This is a genomic window from Methylobacterium sp. D54C (genome assembly GCF_053345595.1).
In genome coordinates, this window is the sequence record NZ_JBKFAK010000225.1 from 1 (window position 1) to 295 (window position 295).

At 72.2% G+C, this 295-nt stretch carries 1 protein-coding gene; it reads left to right on the top strand.

Translation table 11 applies throughout. The features are described from left to right. On the top strand, nt 1-295 hold a 295-nt coding region (locus ACLBYB_RS33270; RefSeq protein ID WP_447701437.1), incomplete at both ends, for an alpha/beta hydrolase domain-containing protein.

The window sequence follows — 295 nt, forward strand, 5'->3', positions numbered from 1 at the left end:
CTACCTGCGCGGCGATGCCGCCGGTGGCGCCAACCCGGCGGGCGGGGCGATCCGGCACGCGGTCGCGCTCGGCATCTCCCAGAGCGGGCGGTACCTGCGCGACTTCATCGCCCAGGGCTTCAATCGCGACGAGGCCGGGCGCCGGGTCTTCGACGGCGTGCTGTCGCACATCGCGGGGACCGGCGGCGTCTTCCTGAACGCGCGCTTCGGCCAACCGTCCCGCACCAACACGCAGCACGAGGACCATCTCTATCCGGAGAATGCCTCCCCGTTCTCCGCGGCGGCTCAGCACGAC